This window comes from Arthrobacter sp. C152, from assembly GCF_054890965.1.
Map to the genome: position 1 here is coordinate 79,229 of NZ_JBTZSU010000012.1, position 21,046 is coordinate 100,274.

The following is a 21,046-nucleotide window of genomic DNA, read 5'->3' on the forward strand; positions in this document are numbered from 1 at the left end:
GCCCGGAGACCGGAGAAGGAGCCCGTTTAGAGGCCGGAGTAGGAGTGCAGGCCGTTGAAGAACGTGTTCACGATGGTGAAGTTGAAGATCACGCACAGGTAGCCGACGATCGACAGCCAGGCAGCGCGCGTGCCCGTCCAGCCGCGGGTGGCCCGGGCGTGCAGGTATCCGGCGTAGACCACCCAGATGACGAAGGTCCACACTTCCTTGGTGTCCCAGCCCCAGAACCGTCCCCACGCCTTTTCCGCCCAGATCGCGCCGAACATCAAGGTGAAGGTCCACCCGATGAAGGCGATGGCGTTGATGCGGTAGGACAGGTTCTCCAGGCTCAGTGCGGAAGGCACCAGGCGCATGAACCCGAGCTTGTCGGTGCCGCCGGCCGCAACGGTCTTCTGCCGGTGGGACTGCACCAGCTGCAGGGCGGACATGGCGAACGTCAGGGTAAACAGCGCGGAGGACAGCACCGCGATGGAGACGTGGATCACCAGCCAGTAGCTCTGCAGCGCGGGTACCAGGTGTCCCACGGGGGTCCAGAACGCCACGGAGGCAGCCACCAGCATGATGATGACCAGTCCCACGACGAACGTACCGAGGAAGCGCAGGTCGCGCCGGATGAGGGAGAACAGAAAGACGACCGCCACCAGGAAGGCGCCCGTGGTCAGGAATTCGTACATGTTGCCCCACGGCACGCGGCCGGCACCGAAAGCGCGCGTCAGCACGCCGGCGCCGTGGATGGCGGCGGCCAGCACGGTCAGGGCGACGGCAACCCGGGCCGGAACCCGGCGCTCCGCGGCATACTTCATGTCGCCGTCGGCCGTGGCGGCACCACCGTCACCGGCCGCTGACTTGGTGGACGACGACGGGCGCTCGGCACGGTCGGCGGGTCCGTCGAGGCGGGACCCGGCCGGGCCTGCGGCCACTCCGGCGGCCACGGGCACCTTGGTGGCGGAGGCGGCCTGGGCAGCCTTCAGGTCCACGGCGCGCAGGGCCTTGCTGCTCTTGGCCAGGTCCCAGGCGAAGGCGATGAAGGCCACCGTGTAGGTCCCTGCCGCCAGCAGCATGAACAGTTCGCTGTACTGGCCCATGGTTTCGTTGATTCCAAATGGCATTACTGGTCCTTTTCGGGCCCGGCGGGGCCTGCTGGGGTGGTGACGGAGCCGGCGTCATTATCGCGTGCCGGGCTGGGAGTTTGCTGGGACGCGGCACTGTTTCCGCCGCCGGTATCGTCAGCGGGGAGCTGCCACTGTTCGGAGAGCAGCTTCCGCAGGGCCGCGGCCTCGCCGGCGAGGCGGTGGTCCTCACCGCGGGCCAGGAGCCCGTATTCCACCATGGTGCGGCCGTCGGCGGCTGTGCCCGTGCGCACCCAGGCGCGCCGGCGGTTGACGTAGAGCGAGAGGATCAGGCCGGCCACCGCGATGAGGGCGAACACCAGGGCGGACACCTGGCCCGGGTTGTGGTGGATGTCCACGCCGATGTAGCGCTTCACGCCGTCGAAACTGATGGTGCCCTTGCCGTCCGGCAGGGTGTACGTGGAGCCCGGGGTCAGCGTGATGCCCTTGGTGGGGAGGTTCCGGGCGTTCAGCGGGGTGAGTTTCTTGACGTCCAGCTCGAAGACGTTCTGCGGGGAGCCCGCGTCCAGGCCCAGGTCGCCGTAGTACGAGTTCAGCGACAGCTGGGGGTTGAACAGCTCCGGGTCGCCGCTGAAGGAGACCCCCTGGTCGGTGACGAACGCCGTGGGCAGGAAGAACCCGGCGAAACCGAGCTGGTCGGGCTTCGCGTCGGGAGCCTTGATGACCACGGAGGAGTAGTAGTTCTCGCCCTGCAGCTTGGCCACCACCGGGCCCTGCATGGCCACGTTGCCTGCGCCGTCGCGGACGGTCACCACCGGGGCGTAGCCGTTGCCGGTGAGGTAGATGCTGGTACCGCCCAGGGTCACGGGATCGTTGACCTTCAGGATCTCCTGCTTGGCCGGCGCGTCCGGGTTTTCCTTGGTGGTCACGGTGGCGGCGAAGTCGATGGGCTGGCCGAACTTGCCCTTGGATTCGCGGTCGAAGGTGATGTTGAACTTGTCCAGCTGCAGCGAGTACGGCTGCAGCTGGCTGGACTGGAAATTGGTGCCCGGGTTGAACTGGTCGTAGCCCACCAGGGTATTCACGAAGGTGTCGCCTTCCACCAGGATGCGCTGGCCGCTGTACCCGAACAGGCCGCCAGCGGCAACGGACACCAGCACGCCGATGAGGGACGTGTGGAAGACGAGGTTGCCCACTTCCTTGAGGAAGCCGCGTTCGGCGCCCAGGGACGGCAGTGCGCCGCCGGCATCCCTGACCTCCACGCGGTAGCCGCGTTTCCGCAGCACCCCGGCGGCAGTGTTGATGGCCTCCGACGCCGGGATCCCGGCGTCGGACGGAATCACCAGGGTGCCGTATTCCGGGAGCCGGGAGAGGCGCTGGGGTGTGCGCGGCGGCTGGGAACGCATGGCCTTGTAGTGGGCGATGGCGCGCGGCACCACGCAGCCGATCAGCGAAATGAAGAGCAGGAGGTAGATCGCCGAGAACCACGCGGAGGAATAGACATCATAGAGCTGGAGGGAATCCAGCAGCTGGCCGTAGTCCGGGTGGTCCTTGATGTACTGGGTGACCGTGGCGGGATTGGCGGGCCGTTGCGGGAACAGCGAGCCGGGGACCGCCGCGACGGCGAGCAGCAGCAGCAGGAACAGCGCCGTGCGCATGCTGGTCAGCTGGGTCCAGGCCCAGCGAAGCATGCCCTTCACGCCGAGGGCCGGCAGCGCGGCGTTGGCCTTCGCGTCTGCGACGGGGGCGGATTGCTTCTTCTTTACCTTCACACGCTCGCCCATCAGATCGGCAACTTCACGTCGGTTTGGAACCAGTACTGCAGCCCGGTCACCCAGGAACCCCATACTCCGCTGGCCATCAGCAGCCCGAGCACCACCAGGATGCCGCCGCCGGTCCGCTGGATGGCCAGGCGGTGCCTGCGGAAGAACGCCATGACCCCCATTCCGCGGCGCACTGCCAGCGCGATGAGCAGGAAGGGGATCCCCAGGCCCAGGCTGTAGACGAACGCCAGGAAGGCGCCCTTGGCGGCGGAGGAGCCCCCCGAGAGGCTCAGCAGCTGGACAGCGGAGTAGGTGGGTCCGATGCACGGCGCCCAGCCCAGCCCGAAGGTCAGGCCCAGCAGCGGCGCGCCCCACAGCCCGGCCGGAGGCTTCGCATGGATCTTGGCGTCCCGCTGCAGCCAGCTGAAGCCGCCCATGAACACGATGCCCATGATGATCACCAGGACCCCCAGGAGCTGGGTGACCCAGGCGTTCTGGCCCCCGCTGATCAGGCTGCCCAGCTGCCCGAACGCACCGCCGAGCAGGACGAAGATCACCGAGAAACCCAGGACGAACAGGCCGATACCGGCCAGCATGCGGCCGCGCTTTTGCTTTTGCAGGTCCACGCCGCTGAGTCCGGTGACATACCCGAGGTATCCGGGAACCAGCGGCAGGACGCACGGCGAAAGGAAGGAGACCAGTCCCGCCAGCAGTGCCACCGGAATGGCGAGCAGGATCGAGCCGTTCAGGATGGCTTCGGCGAAGGGGCTGTTCACGGTGCGGTCCTGCCTCTACTCGGCAACCGCGGCGGCGATGAGGGCCTTCAGGGTGCCCTTTTCGATTTCGCCGAGGACGCGGGAGGCCACCCGCCCCTGCTTGTCCAGCACCAGGGTGGTGGGCACGGCGCCGGGCGGCACCAGGCCGGAGACGGACAGCAGCACGCCGCCGTCCTTGTCATCAAAGCTGGGGTAGGTCAGGTTGAAGGTCTTCTCGAAGGCTTCGGCGGTGGGCTTCTCGTCCCGGAGGTTCACACCGAAGAACTGGACGCCCTGGTCCTTGAATTCCTGGTGCAGGCCCTCGAGGATGGGCGCTTCCACGCGGCACGGTGCGCAGGCCGCGAACCAGAAGTTCAGCACCGTCACCTTGCCCTGGAACTCCGCGGGCGTTACAGCGGTCCCTGTGAAGAGCGTGCCCTTGACCTGCACGGCTTCCTTGCGGTCGGCGGCCGCGAATTCGGTGACGGAGCCGTCTCCGGCCACGTAGTTCTTGTTGTCTCCGGCCTTGGCCTGCTTGGCCAGGGCATCCTCCTGGGCACAGCCGGACAGGCCCAGGGCCAGTGCGGTGAGCGCCAGGCCGCCGGCGGCGAGCACACTGCGGCGCGGGGTCAGGTTGTTGTAGGTCACAGCTAGGCTCCAGGGGTGCTCGCGGCACCGGGAAGAAGGGACGCCGCGGGTTCGGCATACTCGACGCGCAGCAGGGCGCCGGCGTCGTCGAACACCAGGGACGTGACGGATGTCAGCGTGCACTCACGCTTGCGCGGGTCATGCCAAAGGGGCCTGCCTTCGGCGCTCCGCCGCGCAGCCCAGATCGGCAGTTGGTGGCTGACCAGGATGGCTTCGGGCCCTTCGGCGCCAAAGTCGCCGGCGGCCAGTTCAATCGCCTGCCGGCGGGCATCCTGCACTGCCGCGGCAACGCGCGCCACCTGCTGCTTGTAGGGCTCCCCCCACGACGGCCGCAGCGGGTTGACCAGCCGCGGCCAGTGCCGGGGCCGGCGGAGTTCGGCCTTGGTCACCTTCATGCCCTCGAAGTAGTTTTCGGCCTCGATGATCCGCTCGTCGGTGTGGATCTGCAAGTGCAGCGCTTCCGACGTCGGCCGGGCAGTTTCCTGCGCACGGTCCAGCGGGGAGGCGGCCAGGTAAGTGATCCGGGCACCGCGTTCGGCCCGCTGCCGGAAGTGCTCGGCGAGCGTCCGGGCCATCTCCTGCCCCAGCTCGGAGAGGTGGAATTCGGGAAGCCGGCCATAGAGCACGCCGTCCGGATTATGGACCTCGCCGTGGCGGAGCAGATGGACAGTGGCTTGGGGCATGTTTACCAGTTTCTCAAAGATGGCGTGCGATCCGAAATCTTCCGCACCTGCTTTCTACAAAGAGTAGAACTGAAGTTTTTGAAGAAATGTTCCGAAGGCGGGAACAAAACATGCAAATGCATGTTTATACTGGATGCAGCAGTTAGTTGAGGCTTCAACAGATGAAGCTTCAATGCATTACTCGACCGGCCCCTCACCCGGGGCACAACACAAAGGAGCAGCATCATGGCACTTCCCGCAGACGTCACCACCGGCACCTGGACCCTCGACAACTCGCACAGCGAAATCGGCTTCACCGTCCGCCACGCGGGCATCAGCAAGGTGCGCGGCCAGTTCACCGAGGCCGCCGCCACCCTTGAACTCGCCGAGGACGTGGCAGATTCGAAGATCAACGCCACCATCAACACCGCCAGCTTCGACTCCGGCGACGCCAACCGCGACGGCCACGTCAAGGGCGAGGACTTCTTCGACGTGGAGAAGTTCCCGGAGATCTCCTTCGTCTCCAACGGCCTGGTGGGCAAGGGCAACAGCTACGAACTCACCGGCGACCTGACCATCAAGGGCGTCACCCGCCCCGTCACGCTGGACACCGAGTTCAATGGCCTGGCCGTGGACCCGTTCGGCAACACCCGTGCCGGCGTCTCCGCGGAGACCACCATCAGCCGCAAGGACTTTGGCCTGACCTGGAACGCAATCCTGGAGACCGGCGGCGTCCTGGTCAGCGACAAGGTTGCCATCAACCTCGAACTGGCCTTCATCGCCCCCGCCGCCTGATTCGGCACTCGCCGCCCGATTCGGCCCCGGCCCAACCCCGGCACCCGGCTCTTCCGCCTGGTGCCGGGGTTGCCGCCTTTAATGGCATCGGCGGCCCTGAATAGCCGGTTCGAAACACCCACAACCTGCCCCGGCGGGGGTACGGTGGACTTAAGCCATGCTGGGGGCAGGCACAGGACCGTTTCCCGGCAGCCCGCCTGGAACCCGACCTGCAGAAGGAACGCCCATGAGTACTCCTCCCGTCCCGCCTCCCGTGCCCCATGACCCCAACTCGCCGGACAACCAGCCCGGGAACGGCCAGGCAGGCAGCCACGAGTCCGCCGCCCAGGAACCGCGCTACGGCCAGAACGCGCCCCAGTACGGCCAGAACGCACCGCAATACGGACAGAACGCTCCGCAATACGGACAGCAGTACGGGCAAAACCCACCGCAATATGGCCAGCAGTACGGGCAGGGCGCCCCGCAGTACGGGCAGAACCCACCGCAATACGGGCAGAACGCACCCCAGTACGGGCAGCAGCCCTACGGCCAGTCCCCCTACAACCAGTCTCCCTACGGGCAGTACCCGTCGGAGCAGCCGCAGGCAACAGGCGCCAACGGCGTTCCGCAGCTGGTCAACATCTCGTTCTGGCTGCTGATCGCGTCGGGCATCATTTTTGTCATCTCCGTGCTGACCGGGCTGACCCAGCTGGATGACCCGGCCTTCCGGCAGACGTTCGAGCAGCAGGTGCAGAGCACCGGCGCCGGCGGCGTCACCTACGACGACATCAAGAGCGTCATCGCCGGCACGCTGGTGGTCTTCGCCATCATCGGCGCGGGCCTGTACTTCCTGGTGGCCTTCTTCGTCCGCAAGGGCAGGAACTGGGCGCGCATCCTGGGCACCGTCTTTGCGGCCCTCTCCGTGCTGGGCCTGTTCGGCGTCCCCACGTTCGCCACCCTCGGCACCGTCCTGGGGATCGCGGCCATCGTGCTGCTGTACCTGCCCGCGGCGGCTCCGTACTTCCGGAAGCAGCAGCCTTTCAGCAACCCGTACGCGGGCGGCTTCGGCAACCCTTACGGCCGGTAGGCACCAGCCCCGCAGTTAGAGAGCGGCGGCCCGGGAAGTCCAGCTTCCCGGGCCGCCGCCTTTAATCACACCCCTAGGCTGTCTGCCCCGGGGCCTCTGCGCGCTGGACCGGATCCTGCGCGCGCTGGGCGTGGTAGGCCAGGATCTGCAATTCCGTGGCCATGTCGACTTTGCGGAGATTGACCCCTTCGGGCACCTGGAGCATCACGGGGGCGAAGCTCAGCACGCTGCGCACGCCCGCCGCCACCACCCGGTCGCAGACACCCTGCGCCACGGCCGCGGGGAGGGCCAGGACCACCATGTTGGCGCCGGTGCGGTGGAGGACGGTTTCAAGGTCGGCGACGTCGCTGACCCGCAGCCACCCCACCTCGTTGCCCACCACCATCTGGTCGGCGTCGAAAATCGCGACGACGTCAAAACCCCGGGACTCGAAACCGCCGTACCGGGCCAGCGCCTTGCCCAGGTTTCCGGCGCCCACAATGGCAACCTTCCAGTCGTGCGTCAGCCCCAGGGCGGCGGCGATGTGGCGGCTGAGGTACTGCACCTCATAGCCCACTCCCCTCGTCCCGTAGGAGCCCACGTGGGACAGGTCCTTGCGCAGGGTTGATGAGCTGACGCCGGACGCCTCAGCCAGGGATTCGGAGGACACCCGCTCCACGCCCTCCGCCAGCAGCGTGTTCAGGGCCCGGAGGTAGAGCGTCAGCCTGGCCACCGCAGCAGGCGGAATCTGCTTGGCCGGCGTGCCCGCGGCGCCCGGAAGGCCCGGGACAGGCTGCGGCGTTGAACCCAGGGACGTCACCCGCACCTCCCCCTACTGCGCCATGGCGCGCCGCAGGACGCGCTCCAGACGGGCTTCGTCGATCTTCCAGAAGTCACGCTGCACCCCGTCCACCAGCACCACCGGGATTTCCTCGGCATAGCGTTCCCGCAGCTCAGGCTGGTGGTCCACCAGCTCTTCGCTCCAGGAAAGTCCCAGCGAGGCGGTAACCCGGCCGACGGCGTCGCGCGCTTCCTCGCACAGGTGGCAGTCAGCTTTGGTGACCAGGACGACGCGGGGTGTAGCCATGGCTTAACCGTAGCGCCGTTGGCGGCCCCCGGGCGACGCCGACGGCGGCGGGCCGGGGTATTGACTAGACTCGACTCCATGCCCGAGGAGAAATACGTCGCCGTTGTCACGCGGCCGGAACCTGTGCCGCAGCCCGGCGAGGCGGCGTTTTTCGACGTGGACAACACCCTTATGCGCGGCGCGAGCCTGTTCCACGTGGCCCGGAAGATGCACCAGCGGGGGGCTTTCACCCTGGCGCAGGCCGCGGGCTTTGCATGGAAGCAGTTCAAGTTCGTTACGCGCGGGGAGAACATCGACGATGTCCACGCCGTCCGCGACTCGGCCCTGACGCTGGCCGCCGGCATCACCGTTGACGACATCAAGGCGCTGGGCGAAGAAGTCTATGACGAGATGATCGCCTCACGGATCTGGCCCGGCGCCAAGGCGCTGGCCGAGCAGCACCTGCGTGTGGGCCGGCGCGTGTGGCTGGTCACGGCCACGCCCATCGAGGTTGCCACGGTGATCTCCACCCGGCTGGGACTGACCGGCGCGCTGGGGACGGTGGGGGAAGTTTCGGAAGGCATGTACACGGGCCGGCTGGTGGGGGATATCCTGCACGGCTCGGCCAAGGCCGTGGCCGTCCAGGCCATCGCCGACGAGGAGGGCCTGGACCTCAGGCGCTGCTGGGCCTACAGCGACTCCTACAACGACATCCCGCTGCTTTCGCTGGTGGGGCACCCCGTGGCCATCAACCCGGACGCCCGGCTCCGCCGCCATGCCCGCGACCACAACTGGCCGGTCTATGACTTCCGCGCCGGCCGCCGGGCAGCCACGTTCGGCCTCAAGGCGGCCACGTTCGGCGGCGCCGTGTACGGACTATGGAAGGGCTTCGCCAGGATCCGCGGCCCCCGTATCTAGGTAGCAGCAGCACAAAAATGCCCGCCACCTGAAGAAGGCGGCGGGCATTTTTACGCTGTGCGAAGTAGTGCTACTTCTTGTTGCGGCGCTGGTGACGGGTCTTGCGAAGCAGCTTGCGGTGCTTCTTCTTGGCCATACGCTTGCGACGCTTCTTGATAACTGAACCCACGAAAGTTCCTTACAAACTAGATGCGTACCTGTCTGATGGAAAAGGTCCGTGGACAAAGCTACGAACTGAACAACTGACAGATTCTTACAATGACGTAAAACGTTCCTTAACAGGGTACCGCCTATCGGGGGCGGCTCAGGACAGGCCTCAGGCGGTCTCGCTGTGTCCGTCCACCACGGCGCCCTTGAGGTACTGCTCGACCGCGTTTTCCGGTACCCGGTAGGAGCGGCCGAAACGCACCGCCGGCATTTCCCCGGAGTGGACCAGCCGGTAGACGGTCATCTTGGAGACGCGCATGACCTCGGCCACTTCAGCCACGGTCAGGAACTTCGCGTTGGAGAAGTTCTGTTCTGCCGACATTTCCCTATTTTCCTTTGCTGACGGATGGACAACAGTGACCCCAGGTACGTGCCAATGCGGTGTTCCGATGCTGAGCCATCCACCAACCACCTTCCAGATACTCTAGAGGTTCATGGGGCAGATGTGAAAGTAGTGGGCCCCCTATTTCGGCCCCCTATTTTGCCTGCCGGCGCTTGCGGGCGGAGGCTGCGAGCTGCTCCAGGACGGAGGCGGAAACGTCCCAGTCCATGCACGCGTCGGTGACGCTTTGGCCGTAGACCAGCTCCGACTTCCCGGCGGCGTGCTGTGAGACGTCCAGGTTCTGGGCGCCGCCCACCAGGAAGCTTTCCAGCATGACGCCGGCAATCGCGTGGGCTGACGCCCCGCCGTCCTCGAGCTGGGCGCCGATTTCCAGGGCCACCTCGGCCTGCCGGTGGTGGCTCTTGCCGCTGTTGGCGTGGCTGGCGTCCACGATCAGGCGCGGGTTCAGGCCCTTGCCGGCGAGCTCCGTAGAGGCCTTTTCGACGTCGGCCGCGGAGTAGTTGGGTCCCTTCCGTCCGCCGCGGAGGATGACGTGGGTATCGGGGTTCCCGGCGGTGGAGACCAGCGCAGCCCGGCCCTCGCCGTCAATCCCCAGGAAAGCCTGTGCCGCCGCGGCGGCACCGCAGGCGTCGATGGCCACCTGGAGGCCGCCGTCAGTGCCGTTCTTGAAGCCGATGGGCATGGAGAGCCCGGACGCGAGCTGCCGGTGGATCTGGCTTTCCGTGGTGCGGGCACCGATGGCGCCCCAGGAGATCAAGTCCGCCATGTACTGCGGGCTGATCGGCTCAAGGAATTCGGTGGCGGTTGGCAGCCCCAGCGCCGTGACCTGCTGCAGGAAATGGCGGGCGGTCCGGAGCCCGGTCACCATGTCGTGGCTGCCATCGAGGCGGGGATCGTTGATCAGGCCCTTCCAGCCCACGGTGGTGCGGGGCTTTTCGAAGTAGGTCCGCATGACCACCAGCAGGTCTTCCTTGTGCTTCTCGGCCTGGCTGACCAGCCGCCGGGCGTACTCGAGCCCCGCCTTGGGATCGTGGATGGAGCAGGGACCGACGATCACCAGCAGGCGGTCGTCCACGCCGTCCATGATGGCGCGCACTTCGTCGCGTCCGCGTTCGACGACGGCCGCCGCCCGGGCGTCGAGGGGCAGCTCGGCGAGCAGGTCGGTCGGCGTGGGCAGTGCCGTGAATTCGCTGACGCGCAGGTTCGAGGTGGACTTGGTGTCGCTGGCGGGGGCTGCTGCTGTTGCGGTGCTCATGTTCGGGTCCTGTTCCAGATGGGAAGCGGGCCCGGATTTCAGAACCCGCCGGAGAAACGGCGAAGGGCAGAGAATGATCTCTGCCCTGTTGGCTCTGAAGGAAAGTTGGATGCGTGTCAGTTAGACGCGGGCCCCTCCAGAGCCAACGAAAAATACGCATACCAACGGTTAGTCATGGAAGAGACCATAACCCCGGCCGCCCGCCGCCGCAAAATCAGCGTCCGTCACATTCGTGCGCCGGCTATCCCAGGAGCTTGCGCAGGAACTGCAGCTGCCGGATCCAGTGGTGCTCCTGGCCGCCCTCGTGGTTGTTGAACCGGTAGACCTCGATGTCCTTGGCCGCGCCGGTGGCCGAGGTGTCGGCCGTCCCGGTGCCGTAGGCGTTGAAGCTGGCGAAGACCGTGGAGGCCGGGCAGATGTCGTCCATCAGGGCCGCGGAGTATAGGGCGGGGGCCGTAGCCTGGCGGGCCAGGTTGACGCCGTCGAAATAGTTCAGGACCTCCAGGGCAGGCTGGTAGCGGTCCCGGTGCCGGGCCAGGAACTGGGCGATCTCCGGGTAGGGGCCGCGCGGGGTGATGTCGATGGCGCGGGGGAAGTCCTGCAGGAAGGGGACGTCGGGCAGCGCGGCGACAACGCCGTCGAGCCGTCCTGCGGTGAGGCCCGCCGCGGCCACTGCCAGGCCGCCGCCCTGGCTGACTCCGGCCAGCACCACTTTGGCAGGGTCGACGGCGGGGTGGGCCTGGGCGGCTTCCACGGCCCGGAAGGCGTCAACGTAGACGCGGCGGTAGTAGTAGTCCTCCCGGCTCGAGATGCCCCTGGTCATCAGGCCCGCGTGCGCCACGTCCCCGGCGGAGGGGTGCGGGTCCGGGGTGTCGCCCAGGGTGCCGCCGTACCCCTGGCCGCGGGTGTCCATGATGAAATGCGCGTAGCCGGCCTGCGCCCACCGGGTGTCCTGGTTGACCAGGCCGCGGCCCCCGGAATAGCCGATGTAGTTCACCACCACGGGGAGCCGGGCGCCCTTCCCGCGGATGGCGGGCAGGTGCAGCCACCCTTTGACCGGTGCACCGCCGAAGCCGGCAAAGGTGACGTCGAACGTCTCGATCACCGTGAGGTAGTTCTCCACCGGTTCGAAGGTTGCGTTCAGGGGAAAGGCGCGGGCTTCGCCGATGGTGGCATCCCAGAACGTCCCCAGGTCCTCCGGCGGCGTGACCTCCGAGGAGTAGCTGCGCAGCTGGGCCAGGGGGAGGTCGAAGAGGGGCATCAAAAGTCCGTTCAGTTGGAGGTGGTTGGCCGCTGTGCTGCAGCCTACTGCAGGTTCAGCGCACGATGATGACGTCGAGGCGGCGTGGGCCGTGGACGCCTTCGACGCGTTCGAGTTCGATGTCGGAGGTGGCGCTGGGTCCACTGATCATGGTGAGCGGCCGGGTGCCGTCGAGGCGGCGGAGGGCTTCGGGCAGGATGGCGGTGATGTCCCGGGAGTGGACCACGCAGATGTGGTGGTCCGGGATGAGGGAGATGGCGCGGCGGCCCTGGTCCGGGCTGCCGTCCAGAATGATGGTGCCGGATTCGGCGACGGTCACCGCGCTGGCGGTGACGACGGCGTCTGTTGCGTCGAGTTCGGAGACGGACCGGGCGCCGTGCCCGCCGCCGTCGTACGTTACGCGCGAGGGGTCCGTTTCCCACGCAAGCCACGCCGGGTCCAGCCCGGCGGGGACCACGTAGGTGGCGGCGCCGGCGAGAAGGGCCTGGATGGCGGCCGGGACCTCCGCTTCCCCAACGACGGTGACCCCGGCTTTGTAGTCCTCGAGCCGGTCGACGAGGATGTCGATGCGTTCCTGCGGGTCCTGTGATCCGTCCCGGCGGTAGTTCCGGGGGATGTCCGGGACGGCGGGGGCGTCCTTGAGGGCGGTGCTGACGGCGGCGAGGATGTGGTCGCGGGTGCTCATGATTCCTTGTGTTCCTTGGCCCACCAGTCCCGGAAGGACTGTGCCGGCGGGGCGGGGATGTCGCGGCTTTGGGTCCAGCCGGCGGCGAGGCCGGGCAGTTTCTTGATCTTCTTGTCCTTCCCGGCGGCCGCGCGGCCCAGCGGCAGGAGCTTCTCGACGGCGCCGAGCCGGCGCCCGTCGGAGAGCGCCCAGGACGCGGCCTTGAGCCCGAGATCCATTTGGGAGGGCAGGCCGCCGCGGTGGGCGTCGACGTCCTTGCCGCGGAGGTGGACCAGGATGTCCGGGATGTTGATCTTCACGGGGCAGGCGTCGTAGCAGGCCCCGCACAGCGAGGACGCGTACGGCAGGGAGCCGTTTTCTTCGGCTTCGACGCCGGTCAGCAGCGGGGAGAGGATGGCGCCGATCGGGCCCGGGTAGGTGGAGCCGTAGGCGTGCCCGCCGGTGCGTTCGTAGACCGGGCAGACGTTGATGCAGGCGCTGCAGCGGATGCAGTGCAGGGCCGCCCGGCCCATCTCGTCGGCCAGGGCGTTGGTCCGGCCGTTGTCCAGCAGGACCACGTGGAACGTGGTGGGCCCGTCGCCTTCGGTGACGCCGGTCCAGAGCGAGGTGTAAGGGTTCATCCGCTCGCCCGTGGAGGAGCGGGGCAGCAACTGGAGGAAGACTTCCAGGTCGGAGAACGTGGGCAGCAGCTTCTCGATGCCCATCACGGTGATGAGGGTTTCGGGCAGCGTCAGGCACATGCGGCCATTGCCTTCGGATTCCACCACGCCCAGGGTTCCGGAGTCGGCGATGCCGAAGTTCGCCCCGGAGATGGCCACCTTGGCGGTGAGGAACTTGGCGCGCAGGTGGGCCCGGGCTGCCATGGCAAGCCGGCGGGGCTCGTCGGTGAGGTCCGGGTCGACGCCGGGCATCTCTTTCAGGAAGATGTCGCGGACCTCGGTGCGGTTCTTGTGGATCGCCGGGACCAGGATGTGGCTGGGCTTGTCGTGGCCGAGCTGGACGATCAGCTCGGCCAGGTCGGTCTCATAGGCGGCGATGCCGCGGTCTTCCAGGTATTCGTTCATGCCGATTTCCTGGGTGGCCATGGACTTGACCTTGACTACCTCGTCGACGCCCTCCGCCTTCACGAGTTCGTGGATGATCCGGTTGGCCTCATCGGCATCGCGGGCCCAGTGCACCGTCCCGCCGCGGGCGGTGACGTTGGCTTCGAAGGCCTCGAGGAGTTCGGGCAGCCGGGCCATGACCGAGGTTTTCAGGGCGCTGCCTGCCTCCCGGAGGTCCTCCCAGTCCGGCAGTTCACCGGTGACGTTGAGCCGTTTGGTGCGGATGGTGGAGGTGGCGTGCTTGAGGTTGCGGCGGAGCTGGGCGTTGCCGAGCTCGCGGCGGGCCGCGGAGGGGAACTTTTCCTCGGCGAAGAGGTTCCCGGAGCCGGGGCGGAGGCCGGGCATGCCCAGCGGGGTGCGGGACATTATTTGACCACCACTTTCACGGTTTGTCCGGCGGGTCCGGGAACGGTGACGGGTTCGGCTTCGGTGCTGGCGAGGATTTCCGCCAGGTGGAGCGTGGCCACGCCTGGGTCCTGGCGGGACAGGCCGCCGCCGATGTGCATGAGGCAGGAATAGTCGCCGCCGGCGCACACGGACGCGCCGGTGGCACGGATGTTCGCCGTTTTGTCCGCCAGCATCGCGGAGGAGACGTCGGCGTTCTTGACGGAGAACGTGCCGCCGAAGCCGCAGCACTGGTCCGCTTCCGGCAGGTCCACCAGCTCCAGGCCCTTCACCCCGCGCAGCAGCCCGGCCTGCCGGTCACCGAGCTTGAGCAACCGCATCCCGTGGCAGGACGGGTGATAGGTCACCGCGTGCGGGAAGTAGGAGCCGAGCTGTTCGGCCGGGTTGGTGACGCCCAGGACGTCCACCAGGAGTTCGGACAGCTCATACGTTTTCTTCCCGACGGCGACGGCCCGCTCCTCGAGCCCGGCATCCCCCGCGTAGCGGGCCACCATGGGGTGCTGGTGCTTCACCGACGCCACGCAGGAACCGGACGGCGCGACGGCGACGTCGTAGTCCTCCGACTGGAACGCGCGGACATGGTTGGCCACCACGGGCACGGCTTCCCTGAAGTAGCCGCTGTTGACGTGCATCTGTCCGCAGCAGGCCTGCCCGGCCGGGAAGACCACCTGGTGGCCCAGCCGTTCCAGGACCGCCACCGTGGCCTGCGCCGCGCGCGGATACATGGCGTCCACGATGCACGTGGCGAAGAGTGCGATTTTCATGGGTTCAATTCTTGGAGGCGTTCAGGGTCAGGTCCAGGGGTTCGTAGCGGAGCAGGCTGGTTCCTGCGGCAATGATGTCCCGCAGCTGCGCCAGCCCGCCGGTGGCCGCCCCCGCGGCGCGGGCCTGGACCAGGACGTTGCCCAGGGCGGTGGCTTCGACGGGTCCGGCGACGACGGGACGTCCCGTGGCGTTGGCGGTGAGCTGGCAGAGGAGCCCGTTTTGCGAGCCGCCGCCCACCACGTGCACCACGTCCACCGGACGGCCGGCGAGGCGTTCGGCCGCGGTGATGGTGCGGGCGTACGCGGCGGCGAGGCTGTCCATGATGCAGCGGGTGATGGCCGCCGGATCGCCGGGCAGGACCTCGCCGGTCCGGCGGACCGCGGCGCGGATGCGTTCGGGCATCTCATCCGGGGCGATGAAGTACGGATCGTCCGGGTTGATCTGCGGCCCGCCCGGCGGCAGCGCCGCCGCGGCGGTGAGCAGGGCGGCCAGGTCCGGCTGGAAGCCCTCGGCAGCCCAGGAGCGCTGGCATTCGCTCAGCAGCCAGAGGCCGCCCACGTTGCGCAGGTAGCGGATGGTACCGTCGACGCCGCGTTCGTTGGTGAAGTTGGCGTCGCGGCTGGCCTCCGTGAGGACCGGGTGCTTGAGTTCCAGCCCCACCAGGGACCAGGTGCCGGAGGAGATGTAGGCGAAGCTGTCATCCATCGCGGGAACGGCTGCGACGGCCGAGGCGGTGTCATGCGAACCGACGGCCACCACCTTGGTGTCGCGGGCCAGGCCCACGGCGGCGGCAACGTCAGGGAGGAGTTCCCCGTACGTTTCTCCGGGCTGGATCAGCGGCGGGAACAGGTCCTTCCGCAGCCCCAGCGCGGTGAAGAATTCGGTGGCCCACTCCCCCGCCACGGCATCGAAGAGGCCGGTGGTGGAGGCGTTGGTGGCCTCCGTCCGTCGGGCCCCGGTGAGCCGGAAAGCGATCAGGTCCGGGATCAGCAGCGCCTGCCGGCCGGCCAGGTCGCGTTCGGTGGCGAGCTGGTAGATGGTGTTGAACTGCAGGAACTGCAGGCCCGTGGTGGCGTACAGCCGCCCGGGGTCGAGGATGCGGTGCACGGGTGCGACGGCGGCGCCGCTGCGGTCGTCGCGGTAGCTGAACGGCTGCGCCACCAGTGCCCCGGCCTTGTTGACCAGGCCGTAGTCCACGGCCCAGGTGTCGATGCCGATGCTGGCGATCGTCTCGCCCTGAACGGCCGCCACCGTGGCCGCCGCCCGGAGGCCCTCAAGCACCTCCGCGTAGAGGGCGTCGAAGTCCCAGCGGAGGCCGCCGTCGTGCTCCACCACACCGTTGGGGAACCGGTGGACGGTCTCCAGCGACACCCCGGTTCCGGGGGCAACGCGGCCCAGCATCACGCGCCCGGAGGAGGCGCCGATGTCGACGGCGGCGAAGACGCCGCCGTCGGCACCTGCCTGTGCCCGGGAAGCAGCCGTGCTCATCGCAGGAACGCTGCGGCCACTCCGGCGTCCACGGGGATGTGCAGGCCGGTGGTGTGGGACAGTTCGTTGCTGGTGAGCACGGCGGCGGCGTTGGCCACGTGTTCGGGCAGGACTTCGCGCTTGAGCAGGGTGCGCTGGGCGTAGTACTCGCCCAGTTTTTCCTCGTCCACGCCGTAGACCGCGGCGCGCTTGGCGCCCCAGCCGCCGGCGAAGATCCCGGAACCGCGGACCACGCCGTCGGGGTTGATGCCGTTGACCCGGATGCCGTGCTCGCCCAGTTCCGCGGCCAGGAGCCGCACCTGGTGGGCCTGGTCTGCCTTGGTGGCGGAGTAGGCGATGTTGTTCGGGCCGGCGAACACCGAGTTCTTGGAGGAGATGTAAATGATGTCCCCGCCCAGGCCCTGCGCGATCATGACCTTCGCCGCGGCCTTGGCCACCAGGAACGATCCCTTGGCCATGACGTTGTGCTGCAGGTCCCAGTCCTTCTCCGTGGTTTCCAGCAGCGGCTTGGAGATGGACAGGCCGGCGTTGTTGACCACCAGGTCCACGCCGCCGAACGCCAGGACCGCGGCGTCGATGGCCGCAGCCACCTGGGCTTCGTCCGTGACGTCGGCCTGGACGCCGACAGCGACGTCGGCGCCGCCGAGCTCCTCGGCGACCTTCTGCGCGTTCTCAAGGTTCAGGTCCGCGATGACCACGCAGGCGCCTTCCGCGGCGAGGCGGGTGGCGATGGCCTTGCCGATGCCCGACGCGGCACCGGTCACCAGCGCGATGCGGGTGGCGTGCGACTTCGGCTTGGGCATCCGGGCCAGCTTGGCTTCCTCCAGCGCCCAGTACTCGATCCGGAACTTCTCGGATTCCTCGATCGGGGCGTAGGTGGAGATGGCTTCGGCGCCGCGCATCACGTTGATGGCGTTGAGGTAAAACTCGCCGGCCACCCGGGCGGTCTGCTTGTTCGCGCCGAAGGAGAACATCCCCACACCCGGGACCAGGACGATCGCCGGGTCCGCGCCGCGCAGCGCCGGGCTGTTTTCGTCCGCGTGGCGGTCGTAGTAGGCCTGGTAGTCCTCGCGGTAGGCGGTGTGCAGCTCGTGCAGCCGGGCGATGGAGTCCTCGATGGAGGCGTCGGCGGGCAGGTCCAGGATCAGCGGCTTGACCTTGGTGCGCAGGAAGTGGTCCGGGCAGGAGGTGCCCAGGGCGCCCAGGCGCGGGTGTTCGGCGGCTTCGAGGAAGTCCAGCACGACGGCGTTATCACTGAAGTGCCCGAGCTGCGGTTTGTCGGTGGAGGCCAGGCCGCGGATCACGGGTGCCAGGGCTGCGGCCTTGGCACGCCGCTCGGCCTCGGGCAGGGCGGCGTAGCCGGGCAGCGTGGGCCCGAAGGGCTCGGCCTTCCCGTTGTCCTTGATGTATTTTTCGGCCTGCTCGATGATCCACAGCGAGTTGGCTTCGGCTTCGTCGCTGGTGGCGCCCCAGGCGGTGATGCCGTGGCCGCCCAGGATGGTGCCGATGGCCTGCGGGTTGGCGTCCTTGATCGCGGCGATGTCCAGGCCCAGCTGGAACCCGGGACGGCGCCAGGGAACCCAGACCACCTTGTTGCCGAAGATCTTGGTGGTCAGCGCCTCGCCGTCCACCGCCGTCGCGATCGCGATGCCCGAGTCCGGGTGCAGGTGGTCCACGTGCGCCGCGTCCACCAGGCCGTGCATGGCGGTGTCGATCGAGGGTGCGGCGCCGCCCTTGCCGTGGAGGCAGTAATCAAACGCGGCCACCATCTCGTCCTCGCGCTCCACACCCGGGTAGACGTTCTTCAGCGCGTTCAGCCGGTCCAGCCGCAGCACCGCAAGGTTCTGCTCCTTCAGCGTGCCCAGGTCCCCGCCGGAGCCCTTCACCCAGAGCAGCTGCACGTCCTCGCCCGTGACCGGGTCCTTCTCGGTGCCCTTGGCGGAGGTGTTGCCGCCGGCGTAATTGGTGTTCCGCTTGTCCGCGCCCAGGCGGTTGGAACGGGAAATCAGGTCTTCAACAGTCTTATTGCTCATGGCTGGTTATGCGCCCCATCCGGCTTGCTGGCCGCCCACGCGGTCCTCGTTGATCTGCTTCTGGTAACCGCTGGCCTTATAGGCAGCGATCGGGTCCGCGGGCAGGCCGCGGGATTCACGCCATTCGGCCAGGACCGGCCGGACGTCCGTGTAGAACGCGTCGTTGAAGATGGCGTTGGCGGCCAGGACATCCCCGGCGCGCTGCGCCTCGTCCAGCGCGGCGGTGTCCACGAGCAGGGCACGCAGCGTCATTTCCTGGACGTTCAGCACCGAGCGGATCTGGCCCGGGATCTTCTCTTCAAGGTTGTGGCACTGGTCCAGCATGAGCGCCACGCCGGAATCCTTCCCGAATCCGCCGCCGCGGATCACCTCGTGCATGATGCGGAAGAGCTGGAACGGGTCCGCGGCACCCACGATCAGGTCGTCGTCGGCGTAAAAGCGCGAGTTGAAGTCGAAGGACCCCAGCTTGCCCAGGCGCAGCAGCTGCATCACGATGAACTCGATGTTCGTGCCCGGCGCATGGTGGCCGGTGTCCAGGCAGACAAATGCCTTCTCGCCCAGGGCGAGGGTCTGGGCGTAGGAGGTGCCCCAGTCCGGAACATCCGTGTGGTAGAAAGCCGGCTCGAAGAACTTGTACTCCAGCACGAGCCGCTGCCCGTCACCCAGGGCTGCGTAGATTTCCTGCAGCGACTCGGACAGACGGTCCTGGCGGCCGCGCAGATCATCCTGGCCGGGGTAGTTCGTGCCGTCCGCCAGCCAGATCTTCAGATCCCGCGAACCCGTGGCATGCATGATCTGGATGCAGTCCAGGTGGTGGTCGATGGCCCGGCGCCGGACGGCCTCGTTCGAGGAGGTCAGGGACCCGAACTTGTACTCGTCATCCTGGAAAGTGTTGGAGTTGATCGTGCCCAGCCCCACACCCAGGGCCGCCGCGTACTCCTTCAAAGCGGAGTAGTCCTCCACCTTGTCCCACGGGATGTGCAGGGCCACGGTAGGCGCCAGGCCGGTCAGCTCATGGACCTTCGCGGCGTCCGCCAGCTTCTCCTGCACAGTGCGCGGAGTGCCGGGCGTGCCGAACACCTTGAACCGCGTGCCTGAATTTCCATAGGCCCACGAAGGGACCTCGATGGCGAGCTCTTCGAGCCTGCCCAGCGCCGTTGCTACGTCGTTCATGATGGTTCTTTCCGGTGTTGGAGCGTCTGTCTCATGGTCTGGTTGGTGCCCCGCTGCTGGAGCCGTACTGCTGTGGTTACTGCTGACCCGCCGCAGCCAGCTGGTGGTCGAGGTTGAAGACTTCTTCGAGGACCTGGAATCCTTCGTCGGGAGCCTGGCCGGAGTCTTCGAAAAGTGCTGCCATGTCCGCCTGCCAGCGGGCGTTGACCTCCGTCAGCGCCATGCGGGCGCGGGCGGCGTCGAAGTCGTCGCACTCCACGTAGCCGACGAGGAGGCCGTCTTCCGCGAGGAACAGCGAGTAGTTGTTCCAGCCGGCATCCTTCAGGGCCTGCAGCATCTCCGGCCAGACGGCGGCGTGCCGGCGGCGGTACTCGTCGATCAGCGCGGGCTGGACCGAGGATCGGAAACACACCCTCATCAGGATCCCCCTTTCAAACTCGCGAATTTTTGAATCGTTTCATTGGTACGATTCAAAGTACTCTTGGATTTGAGCAGGTGTCAAGCAATGGCAGAAACTTTTAGTACCCCGCCCGGGGAACTACTGCAGCAGGCAAAGCAGCGCGGAGAATCATGAATCGGACAGCGAGCATCAAGGACGTCGCCAACCACGCGAGCGTCGCCGTGGGAACGGTGTCGAACGTCCTGAACTACCCGGACCGGGTGTCCCAGCGGACCAGGGAGCGGGTCCTGCGCGCCATTGATGAGCTGGGCTTCATCCGCAATGATGCCGCACGGCAACTCCGCGTGGGCCACAGCCGCACCATCGGCCTGATCGTTTTGGACGTGGGAAACCCGTTCTTCACCTCCGTGGTCCGCGCCGCCGAGGACGCCGCCGCCCTGCAGGGCAGCGCGGTCCTGCTGGGCGACAGCGGACTTGATGCGGGCCGGGAAGCCAACTACATCGACCTTTTCCAGGAACAGCGCGTCCAGGGCCTCCTGATCTCCCCGGTGGGTGACGTCACCGAGCGGCTGGACCTGCTGCGCGAACGCGGCGTTCCCACCGTGCTGGTGGACCGGCTGGCCGATGAATCGAAGTTCAGTTCCGTCGCGGTGGACGACGACGCCGGCGGGTACCTCGCTGCCCGGCACCTGCTGGACACCGGCCGCCGCCGGCTTGCCTTCGTGGGCGGCCCGGCCTCCATCCGGCAGGTGGCGGACCGCCTCCAGGGTGCCCGGCGGGCAGTCAAGGAGGAGCCGGAGGCCTCGCTGGAGGTGCTCGACGCGGAGGCGATGACCGTGCTGGCCGGCCGCAGCGTGGGCAACATGCTGGTGGAACGGGGCCAGGCGGACCTGCCGGACGGGATCTTCTGCGCCAACGACCTCCTGGCGCTGGGCGTCATGCAGTCCCTGACCATGACCCACACGTTCCGCATCCCCGAGGACGTGGCGCTGATCGGATACGACGACATCGACTTCGCCGTTTCCGCCGTCGTGCCGCTGTCCTCGATCCGCCAGCCGACGGAACTGCTGGGCCGCACTGCCATCGAACTGCTCTCCGAGGAGGTCGAATCCCGGAATCCCGTTCACCGGGCGGTCGTGTTCACGCCGGAACTCGTGGTCCGGCAGAGTACGGCCACACCGGCCGGCGACGGGCGCGGCTAGCGCG

The 21,046-nt window shown here is 67.6% G+C and carries 22 protein-coding genes; 4 read left to right on the forward strand and 18 right to left on the reverse strand.

The features are described 5' to 3' along the window. Positions 1 to 26 precede the first annotated feature (26 nt). The 5 genes from ccsB to ACYSM9_RS10905 are packed head-to-tail and all read right to left on the reverse strand — an operon-like array spanning position 27 to position 4,919. Positions 27 to 1,109, reverse strand: a complete 1,083-nt coding sequence (gene ccsB, locus ACYSM9_RS10885; RefSeq protein ID WP_461856971.1) for a c-type cytochrome biogenesis protein CcsB — start codon at positions 1,107 to 1,109, stop codon at positions 27 to 29. After that, complete coding sequence (gene resB, locus ACYSM9_RS10890; RefSeq protein ID WP_461856972.1) at positions 1,109 to 2,854, reverse strand: cytochrome c biogenesis protein ResB; 1,746 nt, start codon at positions 2,852 to 2,854, stop codon at positions 1,109 to 1,111. Before resB ends, ccsB begins: the two co-directional genes overlap by 1 nt. Next, positions 2,854 to 3,609 (reverse strand): cytochrome c biogenesis CcdA family protein, encoded by a 756-nt coding sequence (locus tag ACYSM9_RS10895; RefSeq protein WP_461856973.1) that lies wholly within the window; start codon positions 3,607 to 3,609, stop codon positions 2,854 to 2,856. The genes resB and ACYSM9_RS10895 overlap by 1 nt, the downstream gene beginning before the upstream one ends. Before the next feature lie 15 nt (positions 3,610 to 3,624). Then, the gene (locus ACYSM9_RS10900) at positions 3,625 to 4,236 is read right to left on the reverse strand and encodes a TlpA family protein disulfide reductase (protein ID WP_461856974.1); all 612 of its coding nucleotides are present in this window, start codon (positions 4,234 to 4,236) and stop codon (positions 3,625 to 3,627) included. A 2-nt stretch (positions 4,237 to 4,238) separates the two neighbouring features. Next, complete coding sequence (locus tag ACYSM9_RS10905) at positions 4,239 to 4,919, reverse strand: histidine phosphatase family protein (RefSeq protein ID WP_461856975.1); 681 nt, start codon at positions 4,917 to 4,919, stop codon at positions 4,239 to 4,241. Positions 4,920 to 5,144: 225 nt separating this feature from the next. On the opposite strand from ACYSM9_RS10905, the gene ACYSM9_RS10910 reads away from it, so the two are divergent. Together ACYSM9_RS10910 and ACYSM9_RS10915 are read left to right on the forward strand one after the other, a co-directional pair. Further along, the gene (locus ACYSM9_RS10910; protein ID WP_461856976.1) at positions 5,145 to 5,693 is read left to right on the forward strand and encodes a YceI family protein; all 549 of its coding nucleotides are present in this window, start codon (positions 5,145 to 5,147) and stop codon (positions 5,691 to 5,693) included. 226 nt (positions 5,694 to 5,919) lie between these two features. Further along, positions 5,920 to 6,759: a hypothetical protein gene (locus ACYSM9_RS10915; RefSeq protein WP_461856977.1), complete on the forward strand. Its 840-nt coding sequence runs from the start codon at positions 5,920 to 5,922 to the stop codon at positions 6,757 to 6,759. Between the two features lie 73 nt (positions 6,760 to 6,832). Here the strand turns inward: ACYSM9_RS10915 and ACYSM9_RS10920 are convergent, their stop codons facing one another. Beyond that, complete coding sequence (locus ACYSM9_RS10920) at positions 6,833 to 7,558, reverse strand: redox-sensing transcriptional repressor Rex (RefSeq protein WP_461856978.1); 726 nt, start codon at positions 7,556 to 7,558, stop codon at positions 6,833 to 6,835. A 12-nt stretch (positions 7,559 to 7,570) separates the two neighbouring features. Further along, positions 7,571 to 7,825 (reverse strand): glutaredoxin family protein, encoded by a 255-nt coding sequence (locus ACYSM9_RS10925; RefSeq protein WP_461856979.1) that lies wholly within the window; start codon positions 7,823 to 7,825, stop codon positions 7,571 to 7,573. Between the two features lie 78 nt (positions 7,826 to 7,903). Here ACYSM9_RS10925 and ACYSM9_RS10930 point away from each other — a divergent pair, with 78 nt between their 5' ends. Next, positions 7,904 to 8,722, forward strand: a complete 819-nt coding sequence (locus tag ACYSM9_RS10930; protein ID WP_461857007.1) for an HAD family hydrolase — start codon at positions 7,904 to 7,906, stop codon at positions 8,720 to 8,722. Between the two features lie 70 nt (positions 8,723 to 8,792). On the opposite strand, the gene ACYSM9_RS10935 is transcribed toward ACYSM9_RS10930, so the two are convergent. The 11 genes from ACYSM9_RS10935 to ACYSM9_RS10985 all read right to left on the reverse strand — a co-directional run bounded on the left by ACYSM9_RS10935 (position 8,793) and on the right by ACYSM9_RS10985 (position 19,858). Then, positions 8,793 to 8,891, reverse strand: a complete 99-nt coding sequence (locus ACYSM9_RS10935; RefSeq protein WP_003792170.1) for a 30S ribosomal protein bS22 — start codon at positions 8,889 to 8,891, stop codon at positions 8,793 to 8,795. Positions 8,892 to 9,038: 147 nt separating this feature from the next. Beyond that, entirely contained in the window at positions 9,039 to 9,251 is a 213-nt protein-coding gene (locus tag ACYSM9_RS10940) for a helix-turn-helix domain-containing protein (RefSeq protein WP_018761777.1), read from the reverse strand. A gap of 154 nt (positions 9,252 to 9,405) precedes the next feature. Next, positions 9,406 to 10,527 carry a 3-deoxy-7-phosphoheptulonate synthase gene (locus tag ACYSM9_RS10945; RefSeq protein WP_461856980.1) on the reverse strand — a complete coding sequence of 374 codons (1,122 nt, stop codon included), beginning with the start codon at positions 10,525 to 10,527 and terminating at the stop codon, positions 9,406 to 9,408. Between the two features lie 241 nt (positions 10,528 to 10,768). Beyond that, complete coding sequence (locus ACYSM9_RS10950; RefSeq protein WP_461856981.1) at positions 10,769 to 11,788, reverse strand: acetylxylan esterase; 1,020 nt, start codon at positions 11,786 to 11,788, stop codon at positions 10,769 to 10,771. Between the two features lie 55 nt (positions 11,789 to 11,843). Further along, positions 11,844 to 12,473, reverse strand: a complete 630-nt coding sequence (locus tag ACYSM9_RS10955; protein WP_461856982.1) for a LutC/YkgG family protein — start codon at positions 12,471 to 12,473, stop codon at positions 11,844 to 11,846. Next, complete coding sequence (locus ACYSM9_RS10960) at positions 12,470 to 13,942, reverse strand: LutB/LldF family L-lactate oxidation iron-sulfur protein (protein ID WP_461856983.1); 1,473 nt, start codon at positions 13,940 to 13,942, stop codon at positions 12,470 to 12,472. The genes ACYSM9_RS10955 and ACYSM9_RS10960 overlap by 4 nt, the downstream gene beginning before the upstream one ends. Continuing rightward, complete coding sequence (locus tag ACYSM9_RS10965; RefSeq protein ID WP_461856984.1) at positions 13,942 to 14,745, reverse strand: (Fe-S)-binding protein; 804 nt, start codon at positions 14,743 to 14,745, stop codon at positions 13,942 to 13,944. The genes ACYSM9_RS10960 and ACYSM9_RS10965 overlap by 1 nt, the downstream gene beginning before the upstream one ends. A gap of 4 nt (positions 14,746 to 14,749) precedes the next feature. After that, positions 14,750 to 16,234 carry a rhamnulokinase gene (locus tag ACYSM9_RS10970; RefSeq protein ID WP_461856985.1) on the reverse strand — a complete coding sequence of 495 codons (1,485 nt, stop codon included), beginning with the start codon at positions 16,232 to 16,234 and terminating at the stop codon, positions 14,750 to 14,752. Then, positions 16,231 to 18,267: a bifunctional aldolase/short-chain dehydrogenase gene (locus ACYSM9_RS10975; RefSeq protein WP_461856986.1), complete on the reverse strand. Its 2,037-nt coding sequence runs from the start codon at positions 18,265 to 18,267 to the stop codon at positions 16,231 to 16,233. The genes ACYSM9_RS10970 and ACYSM9_RS10975 overlap by 4 nt, the downstream gene beginning before the upstream one ends. A gap of 6 nt (positions 18,268 to 18,273) precedes the next feature. Next, positions 18,274 to 19,440: an L-rhamnose isomerase gene (gene rhaI, locus ACYSM9_RS10980; protein ID WP_461856987.1), complete on the reverse strand. Its 1,167-nt coding sequence runs from the start codon at positions 19,438 to 19,440 to the stop codon at positions 18,274 to 18,276. A 76-nt stretch (positions 19,441 to 19,516) separates the two neighbouring features. Further along, entirely contained in the window at positions 19,517 to 19,858 is a 342-nt protein-coding gene (locus tag ACYSM9_RS10985; protein ID WP_461856988.1) for an L-rhamnose mutarotase, read from the reverse strand. 152 nt (positions 19,859 to 20,010) lie between these two features. Between ACYSM9_RS10985 and ACYSM9_RS10990 the strand changes: the two genes are divergently transcribed. Continuing rightward, the gene (locus ACYSM9_RS10990) at positions 20,011 to 21,042 is read left to right on the forward strand and encodes a LacI family DNA-binding transcriptional regulator (protein ID WP_461856989.1); all 1,032 of its coding nucleotides are present in this window, start codon (positions 20,011 to 20,013) and stop codon (positions 21,040 to 21,042) included. Positions 21,043 to 21,046 lie beyond the last annotated feature (4 nt).

Coding starts and splice junctions, on each gene's coding strand:
- ccsB (WP_461856971.1), bottom strand. CDS start 1,109: ATGCCATTTGGAATCAACGAAACCATGGGCCAGTACAGCGAACTGTTC.
- resB (WP_461856972.1), bottom strand. CDS start 2,854: ATGGGCGAGCGTGTGAAGGTAAAGAAGAAGCAATCCGCCCCCGTCGCA.
- ACYSM9_RS10905 (WP_461856975.1), bottom strand. CDS start 4,919: ATGCCCCAAGCCACTGTCCATCTGCTCCGCCACGGCGAGGTCCATAAT.
- ACYSM9_RS10910 (WP_461856976.1), top strand. CDS start 5,145: ATGGCACTTCCCGCAGACGTCACCACCGGCACCTGGACCCTCGACAAC.
- ACYSM9_RS10915 (WP_461856977.1), top strand. CDS start 5,920: ATGAGTACTCCTCCCGTCCCGCCTCCCGTGCCCCATGACCCCAACTCG.
- ACYSM9_RS10925 (WP_461856979.1), bottom strand. CDS start 7,825: ATGGCTACACCCCGCGTCGTCCTGGTCACCAAAGCTGACTGCCACCTG.
- ACYSM9_RS10930 (WP_461857007.1), top strand. CDS start 7,904: ATGCCCGAGGAGAAATACGTCGCCGTTGTCACGCGGCCGGAACCTGTG.
- ACYSM9_RS10940 (WP_018761777.1), bottom strand. CDS start 9,251: ATGTCGGCAGAACAGAACTTCTCCAACGCGAAGTTCCTGACCGTGGCT.
- ACYSM9_RS10945 (WP_461856980.1), bottom strand. CDS start 10,527: ATGAGCACCGCAACAGCAGCAGCCCCCGCCAGCGACACCAAGTCCACC.
- ACYSM9_RS10950 (WP_461856981.1), bottom strand. CDS start 11,788: ATGCCCCTCTTCGACCTCCCCCTGGCCCAGCTGCGCAGCTACTCCTCG.
- ACYSM9_RS10955 (WP_461856982.1), bottom strand. CDS start 12,473: ATGAGCACCCGCGACCACATCCTCGCCGCCGTCAGCACCGCCCTCAAG.
- ACYSM9_RS10960 (WP_461856983.1), bottom strand. CDS start 13,942: ATGTCCCGCACCCCGCTGGGCATGCCCGGCCTCCGCCCCGGCTCCGGG.
- ACYSM9_RS10965 (WP_461856984.1), bottom strand. CDS start 14,745: ATGAAAATCGCACTCTTCGCCACGTGCATCGTGGACGCCATGTATCCG.
- ACYSM9_RS10970 (WP_461856985.1), bottom strand. CDS start 16,234: ATGAGCACGGCTGCTTCCCGGGCACAGGCAGGTGCCGACGGCGGCGTC.
- ACYSM9_RS10975 (WP_461856986.1), bottom strand. CDS start 18,267: ATGAGCAATAAGACTGTTGAAGACCTGATTTCCCGTTCCAACCGCCTG.
- rhaI (WP_461856987.1), bottom strand. CDS start 19,440: ATGAACGACGTAGCAACGGCGCTGGGCAGGCTCGAAGAGCTCGCCATC.
- ACYSM9_RS10985 (WP_461856988.1), bottom strand. CDS start 19,858: ATGAGGGTGTGTTTCCGATCCTCGGTCCAGCCCGCGCTGATCGACGAG.
- ACYSM9_RS10990 (WP_461856989.1), top strand. CDS start 20,011: ATGAATCGGACAGCGAGCATCAAGGACGTCGCCAACCACGCGAGCGTC.